The sequence below is a fragment of the Bacillota bacterium genome (assembly GCA_040754675.1).
Classification (GTDB): domain Bacteria; phylum Bacillota; class Limnochordia; order Limnochordales; family Geochordaceae; genus Geochorda.
In genome coordinates this window covers 1,183-8,335 of sequence record JBFMCJ010000156.1, presented here as the reverse complement: position 1 = coordinate 8,335, position 7,153 = coordinate 1,183, and the positions used below count along the sequence as shown (strand labels likewise).

General features: G+C 67.6%; 7 protein-coding genes. All 7 read left to right on the top strand.

Features of this window, described 5'->3' with window-relative positions; translation table 11 throughout:
• Positions 1–1,091: substrate-binding domain-containing protein (locus AB1609_10495; protein MEW6046896.1), on the top strand; the 1,091-nt coding region annotated here is incomplete at its 5' end.
• A gap of 316 nt (positions 1,092–1,407) precedes the next feature.
• Positions 1,408–2,505, top strand: a complete 1,098-nt coding sequence (locus tag AB1609_10490) for a hypothetical protein (protein ID MEW6046895.1) — start codon at positions 1,408–1,410, stop codon at positions 2,503–2,505.
• Positions 2,506–2,587: 82 nt separating this feature from the next.
• On the top strand, positions 2,588–3,865 hold the full coding sequence (locus AB1609_10485; GenBank protein ID MEW6046894.1) for an ABC transporter substrate-binding protein: 1,278 nt from the start codon (positions 2,588–2,590) through the stop codon (positions 3,863–3,865).
• Between the two features lie 39 nt (positions 3,866–3,904).
• Positions 3,905–4,825, top strand: coding sequence for a sugar ABC transporter permease (locus AB1609_10480; GenBank protein ID MEW6046893.1), 921 nt, complete (start codon positions 3,905–3,907; stop codon positions 4,823–4,825).
• A gap of 8 nt (positions 4,826–4,833) precedes the next feature.
• On the top strand, positions 4,834–5,781 hold the full coding sequence (locus tag AB1609_10475) for a carbohydrate ABC transporter permease (GenBank protein MEW6046892.1): 948 nt from the start codon (positions 4,834–4,836) through the stop codon (positions 5,779–5,781).
• 25 nt (positions 5,782–5,806) lie between these two features.
• Positions 5,807–6,865, top strand: a complete 1,059-nt coding sequence (locus AB1609_10470; protein MEW6046891.1) for a LacI family DNA-binding transcriptional regulator — start codon at positions 5,807–5,809, stop codon at positions 6,863–6,865.
• On the top strand, positions 6,852–7,153 hold a 302-nt coding region (locus AB1609_10465; GenBank protein ID MEW6046890.1), incomplete at its 3' end, for a hypothetical protein. The genes AB1609_10470 and AB1609_10465, both read left to right, overlap by 14 nt.

Here is a 7,153-nt window from a genome sequence, read left to right as displayed (position 1 = left end):
CCGGCAAGCCCACGGTGCTCGGCCTGGCGGAACGAACGCCCGTCGCCGGCATCCCGGGCTACCCCGTGACCGCGGCCCTGACGTTTGAACGCTTCGTCAGGCCGCTGGTGCACGCGCTGCAGGGCCTTGCGGCGCCCGGGCGGGAGGTGGTTCGGGCGCGGCTGAACCGCCGGCTGGCCTCGACGGCGGGGGTGGACGAGTTCATCCGGGTCAAGCTGGGGGAGATCGGCGGGCGGCTCGTGGCCACGCCGCTCGCGCGGGGCGCGGGGCTGCTGTCCACCATGGTGCGGGCCGACGGGCTGCTGTTGGTGCCCCGGTCGAGCGAGGGGATCGAAGCGGGGCAGGAGGTGGAGGTGGAGCTCCTCCGGCGGCGGGACGAGATCGGCGGGACGGTGGTAGCCGTCGGAAGCCACGACGTGGCGCTCGACGTGGTCGCCGACCTGCTGCGCCGCCGCCGGCCGGACATGAGCCTGGCCTCTGCCCACGTGGGAAGCCTGGGCGGGCTCATGGCGCTGCGGCGCGGCGAGGCCCACATGTCGGGAATCCACCTGCTGGACGAAGAGTCGGGCGAGTATAACGTACCTTACGTGCGCCGCTACCTGCCGGGGGAGAAGGTGGTTGTCGTCACGCTGGCCCACCGGGATCAGGGGCTCATGGTGCCGCCGGGCAATCCGAAGAACGTTCGCGGGCTTGACGACCTCACCCGCCAGGATATCGCCTTCGTCAACCGGCAGCGGGGGGCAGGTACTCGCATCCTGCTCGACTTCATGTTGAAGCAGGCCGGCCTTGACCCGGCACGGATCCGGGGCTACGAGCGGGAACAGTTCACCCACATGGCGGTGGCGGCCTCGGTGGCCAGCGGCGCGGCGGACGTGGGGCTGGGCATCTGTGCGGCGGCAAGGGCGCTGGGGCTTGAGTTCATCCCGCTGGCGAAGGAGCGTTACGACCTCGTTATCCCGCAGGTCTATTTCGAAACCCCGCCGATCCAGGAAGTGCTGGCCGTTCTGGCGTCCGCCGAGTTCAAAGGCCAGGTCGAGCGCCTCGGCGGCTACGATGCCTCCGAAACCGGGCGGGTCATTTGGCTGAATTGACCTCGGCCCGGCCGGGCAGCGCAGGCGGCCCAAAGAACCATTGCTGGGACGGGCGCAGCGCCCACCCCTGACGGACTGCATCGGCCAACCCCGTCCACCGTCTCGGCCTCGAAGCGGCAGCCTACCCAACTGAGCGACGCTGTAGGCAATGCAATGAATGCAACACTTTCGGCGCGCATTTTATGAATCCCTTTGCAGGAACTAGGCACGGCGCGCCGAAGTGGCGCGGTGCGAGCGGCCCGGTGCACGGACAACATATGTTGCATTCCCCCGCATGCACGCCGGCAGGGGAGCGTTAAGGGAGACGGGGTGGGTCATGCGGCTCGGGTTGGCTTACTTTCTGCGCACCCGTGATATCGATGCGTTCCGGCGCCACGCCGGGGAAATGGTGGAGAACGGCGCCAACTACGTCGTACTCGTCGCAACGGACTTCGATCAGCTCTTCTTTCCCGCTACCGTTGCGGGAATGGTGGAAGCCGCGCACCGGGCCGGCCTTGAAGTCTACCTTGACCCCTGGGGGCTCGGTGGCATCTTCTGCACCCCGTACTCGGTCTTTCCGATCCACCATCCCGAGGCGTGCCAGGTGTTGTCCGATGGTCTGGCCCTGGCCCGGGCGTGCCCGTCGAGCGACGAGTGGCGGGCCCACCTGGCCGGATGGGTGCAGTTCGCTGCTCGAACGGGCGCTGACGGCGTGTTCTGGGACGAGCCACAGTTTTTTCATGAGGCAGACCCCAAGACCGGTGCCGTCCGGTGGGGTTGCCGATGCGCCCGCTGTCAGGCCCGCTACAGGGCCGAGGTCGGCCACCCCATGCCGGTCGAGTTGACCGAACCCGTGGTCGCTTTTCGGCGGCGCCAGGCCCTGGACGTGCTCCGGGAGGCCTGCGACGCCGCCCACGCAACCGGCCTTCGCAACATGGTTTGCCTGTTGCCGTTTGACGATAGCCTCACGGCAGGCCGGAGCAGCCCTGCCGATCTCATGCGTGCGGCGCGTGCCTTCGCGGATTGGGACGAAGTGGCCTCCATCAAATCGCTCGACAGCCTTGGCACAGACCCTTATCCCGGCTTGATGGCAGCCGCCATGGACAAAGGCGCCGGCCCTACGGCGCCGGATGCGGCGTGGCGCGCCGAACCCGCTTCGTACATGCGCCGCCCGGTCGAGCACCTCCTCGAGGTCTGCCGCCGCCACGGCAGACAGCCTCATGTGTGGGTGCAGGCCTTCGACGTTCCGGCCGGGGTCGAGCCCATGATCGTGGAGGCCGCCCGCTGGCTGAGGGCAACCGGCCTCTCCGACATCGCCTTCTGGGCCGATCGCTGGGGGACCGGTGACAACCGTCTCTCGCAGCGCCCCGCTGAAGTCTGGCAGGCGGTGGTCGATGCTCTGGGCCTCCTGGGGGCCGGGTCGGGAGGGGATTAACGGCCGCCAGCCGGAGCCAAACCCGGCCGGGCTCACCCCGGCAGGTGCGCTCCCTGCTCGGCCGTGGAAGGGACGGGTCGAGATGCAGCGACACAAAAAGGCAACCGCGTTACGAACGTGTGCCGTCGTCTTGGTCCTGATGACCTTGATGGTGGTGGCGGCGGGCGCAAGCCTGGCCGCCGAACGAACCGTCCGGGTATGGTTCGCCGGCACGCCGGAGCCGTTCATGCGAGCCGTCAACGACGTCCTGAAGCCGGCATTCGAGACCAAACACCCGGGCGTTCGCCTGCAGGTCGACTTCATCCCGTGGGGAGAGCTGTCGCCAAAGCTCGCCACGGCCTTCGCTGGCGGGGTGGCCCCGGACCTGTTCATGCACGGCCAGGCGGCAACCGCCAGCTTCGCAGCGGCAGGGCAGGTGGCGCCGCTGGATGACTGGTTCGCCAGCTTTTCCGGGGCCGCTGATTTTGGCGCCACGCTCAACGCCGGAAGCTACCTGGGCAAGCGATACATGCTGCCCGTCTTCGGCTCGGGCCAGCTCCTCGTCTACCGAGCGGACTTCTTCCGGGAGGCCGGCCTCGACCCGCAGGCGCCCCCGTCCACCTGGGATGAACTCATGGCCGCCGCCCGCAAGCTGGCGCGCCACGAGGGCGCTCGCCTCATCCGAGAAGGGATCGACCTGCCGGTCCGCGGGATCAGCGCCCAGCAGGTCTGGTCTCCCTTCCTCTGGCAAAACGGCGGTGAACTTCTAAGCTCCGACGGCACGGCGGCGGCGTTCAACACGCCGGCGGGCGCCGAGGCCCTGCGGTTCTACGTCTCGCTTGCGACCGACGCCGCCATCGGCACGGTGGACGAAGCCCAGCCGGTCGGTAACCTGCCACCGCTGGCTGCCGGCACGGTGGCCATGTCGTTTCTGCCCCTCGAGGTGATCAACGACATCGCCAATTACGCGCCGGACGTCTACCCGCACATCCGGGTGGCCGCGCCGCTCCGCCGGCAGACTCAGGCGGCGTGGTTCTCCTTTGCCGGGATGTTCGTTTCGAGGCAGTCGAAAGAGCCGGAACTCGCTCGAGAGTTCCTGGCGTTCCTGGCCGGCGAGGAACCCCTCGAGGCCATCGTGTCGGCGCTGGGCGGGCTGCCGCCGCGCCAGTCCCTGTCCCGGGCTTCGTTCGTCACGAAGAACCCCGCTGCGGTGGCCTTCATCCAGGGCATGGCGCATGCGCGCTTCAACCCGAACCACCCGCAGTGGGTCAAGACCCGTGACATCCTGGTCCGCTACATCGAACAGGCGGCCTTCGGCCGTCTGGCGCCGGATCAGGCGCTGGCCCAGGCTGAACGCGAGGTCAACCGGATCCTGCGGTAGCGGCCCTTCCAGCATGCAGGGAAAGCGGGGATAGCGCCGGTGGGTGCGGCGGCGGCCGGGCAGGCGAAGGCGGCAGGATGGGCGGCAGGGCGTCGGGGGAGGATCCGGTGGATCATCCCTCTCTTCCTCCTGCCGGCCGTCGCCTACACCCTCGTCTTCCGGGTGGCGCCCATCGGCGCCTCCTTCTACCTCAGTCTCACCGACTACACGATGCTCTCCCGGCCCAACTGGGTGGGGCTCGAAAACTACCGCCGCGTGCTGTTCGAATACGACCTCTTCTGGCAGGCGTTTGCCAACACGGTGCAGTTCGCGCTGGAGGTCCTGCCGCTCAACATCGCCCTGGCGCTGGGCCTTGCGCTGCTCGTCAACCGCGCCATCCGGGGCATCGCGGCCTTCCGCGCCATCTACTACCTGCCCAGCGTCATGTCGGTCATTGCGGCCAGTATGGTCTGGCTCTGGCTGTACAACACTCGGGTGGGCCTGCTCAACAGCGTGCTGGCGGCCGTGGGGCTTCCCGCGGTCAACTGGCTTGGCAACCCCGGGACGGCGCTGCATTCGCTGGTGCTGATGCGGGTTTGGAAGGGCGCCGGCGTCAACATGGTGATTTACCTTGCCGGGCTGCAGGGTATACCGGTTGAACTCTACGAGGCGGCTACGATCGACGGCGCCGGCGCCTTTCAACGGTTCCGCCGCATCACCTGGCCGCTTTTGTGGCCCGTCACGTTCTACATCATCGTGATGGGGCTCATTTCAACCTTTCAGACGTTTGGCGAGATTTACGCCATGACCCAGGGCGGGCCGCTCGAATCCACCACCACGGTGGGCTACCTCATCTACCAGGCGGCGTTTCAGTATTTCGAGATGGGGGCCGCCTCAGCCATCTCCTTCGTGCTCTTTGTCGTGATCTTCACGTTGTCCGTCTTGCAGTTGAAGGCATACCGCTCCCCGGCGGAGGCGTGACAGCAACCGTGAGCGGGCAAGGTGCCAGGGTGCAGGTCGCAGCGGGGGCGGGCATCTCTACGCCGGTGGCCGCAGGGCAGGCCCGGGTGGCTGCTCGTTTGGCGCGCCAAAGGCTATTCGTATGGTTTGGCCTGTTGCTCGCGGCCGTGGTCATGGGCTTTCCTCTGCTGTGGATGGTGCTGAGCTCGGTCAAGGTCGATGCGGATCTCTTCGCCGTGCCGCCCGTCTGGGTACCTCGCCGGCTCACCTGGGATCACTACGGGTACGCGTTCAAGGCCGCCCCCTTTGGCCGGTATTTCCTTAACAGCCTGCTGACGGCCTCGGCGGGCACCCTGCTAAACGTGATGGCCTGTGCGATGGCCGGCTACACGTTCGCGAAGTTCCGCTTTCGCGGGCGAGAGCCGCTGTTTTACGCCCTCATCGGAACCATGATGGTGCCCTTTCACGTCATTCTGATCCCGCTGTTCTTGGTGGCGCGCTACATGCCCCTCGCTGGGGGCAACAATCTGTGGGGTGTAGGTGGCACGGGCCTGCTCAATACGTATCCGGGCCTTCTGCTGCCCCATCTCGTTCCGCCGTTCGGCATCTTTCTCATGCGGCAGTTTTTCTTGAGCATCCCGGACGACCTCATGGAGGCGGGACGCATCGACGGGGCTTCGGAGGGACGGATTTTCGCAAGCATCGTCCTGCCGCTCACGAAGCCAGCGCTGGCCACGCTGGGGATCTTCTCGTTCTCCATGATCTGGGACGACTTCCTGTGGGCTCTGGTGGTGACCACCGAGCCGCTCATGCGCACGGTGCAGCTCGGCCTGCAGGTCTTCCAGAGCCAGTACACGGTGGCCTGGGGCCCCCTTATGGCGGCCACGACGGTGGTGACGCTTCCGCTGCTCGCTGCTTTCTTGCTGGGCCAACGACACTTCATCCAAGGGATCGCTTCCAGCGGGCTGAAGGGCTGAGGAGCCGGGGGGACGGGATGCTCTCATGAGGGCACTGCCAGACTCGCAGCGTGCTTTGGCCAGAAGACTTGGGATCTCGCCGTCGACCGTCTCTCGGGCCCTTCGGGACGACCCCAGGATCAGCCTTGCAACCCGCAACCGAGTCAAGCAAGCCGCCGGCCGGCTCCGGCAGGCGGTTCCTTTCGCGCAGCCCTCGGCAGGTGCCCCGGCCCCAGGCGAGGCCCCCGACCTGGCCACGGCGCCGTTGGGCATGGTCATAGCGAACCCCGCCGGGGGGCTGAGGGGGGACCAGTTCTTCCGGGACGTGACTGAGGCTGCGCTGGCTTACGTTGCCCGCACGGGACGCCAGTTGATGCTGGAGGCAGTCAGCGGCCGGAGGGGAGCGCCCCTTCCCAAGCTCGTGGAACAGCGGGTCGTAGCCGGGGTGCTGGTGGGAGGCGTGCCGATCGACGACGAATGGCTCGACCGCCTTACGGCGGGCCCGGTGCCCGTGGTGACCATCGGAAAGTACACGGCCCGTTTCCAGCAGTACTTCGCCGCAATCCCCGACAACGTGGCCGGTGGCTACCTGGCGGGCCAGCACCTGGTGGAGTGCGGGTACGACGAGTGGTGGTTCGTGGGTGGGGATCTGGCCATCCAGACCTTCGCCGACCGGCTTGCCGGCATGCGCCGGGCGCTGGGCGGCCGCCGGGTCGAGGTGGTCATCGGGGGTATCGACGAAGAGGCTGGCCTCCAGGCCGCCGCTGTCCTGGCCGAGCGTGCGCATCGGGGCGCTCGGCCGGGGGTCTTCGCCGCAACCGACTGGTTAGCCAGCGGGCTGGCGCGCGGGCTTCGGCAGCAAGGTGTCCACGTACCCGAGGCCGTTGGCGTCGTCGGTTACAGTGACCTCGAACTCGCCTCCCACACCACCCCAAGACTCACCACCATCCGGGTCAATCGCCAGCAACTGGCCTGGCTCGCATGCCGCCTGCTGGAAGATCGCATCGCCGGCGTGCTGACGCACCCGGTGCAGGCCTTCATCCAGCCGGAGCTCGTCGTGCGGGAATCGACGCAGCGGAAGGGGCAACCTGATGCAGAAAAGTAGAGGGACGTTCTCCCAACGCCTGTCCGCGATCCGGCGTGCCGGCCGGGTCGCGGTCATCGCGAGCCTGCCCCGCAACGACCCGTCCCTTGCTGCCCGCGCGTTTGCGGCGGGCGCGGTGGCCGTCAAGGTTCACGCGGGGGTCCGCCACCTCGCCTCAGGGGTCGCGTTTGGAAGCCTCGAGGAGGAACGGCCTGCCATTGAGGCGATTGTCGCCGAAGCGAGCAAGCACGACGCCTTTGTCGGCATCGTCCTCGGGCCAGGTGACCGGGGGCGTAGAGAACTTGAGAT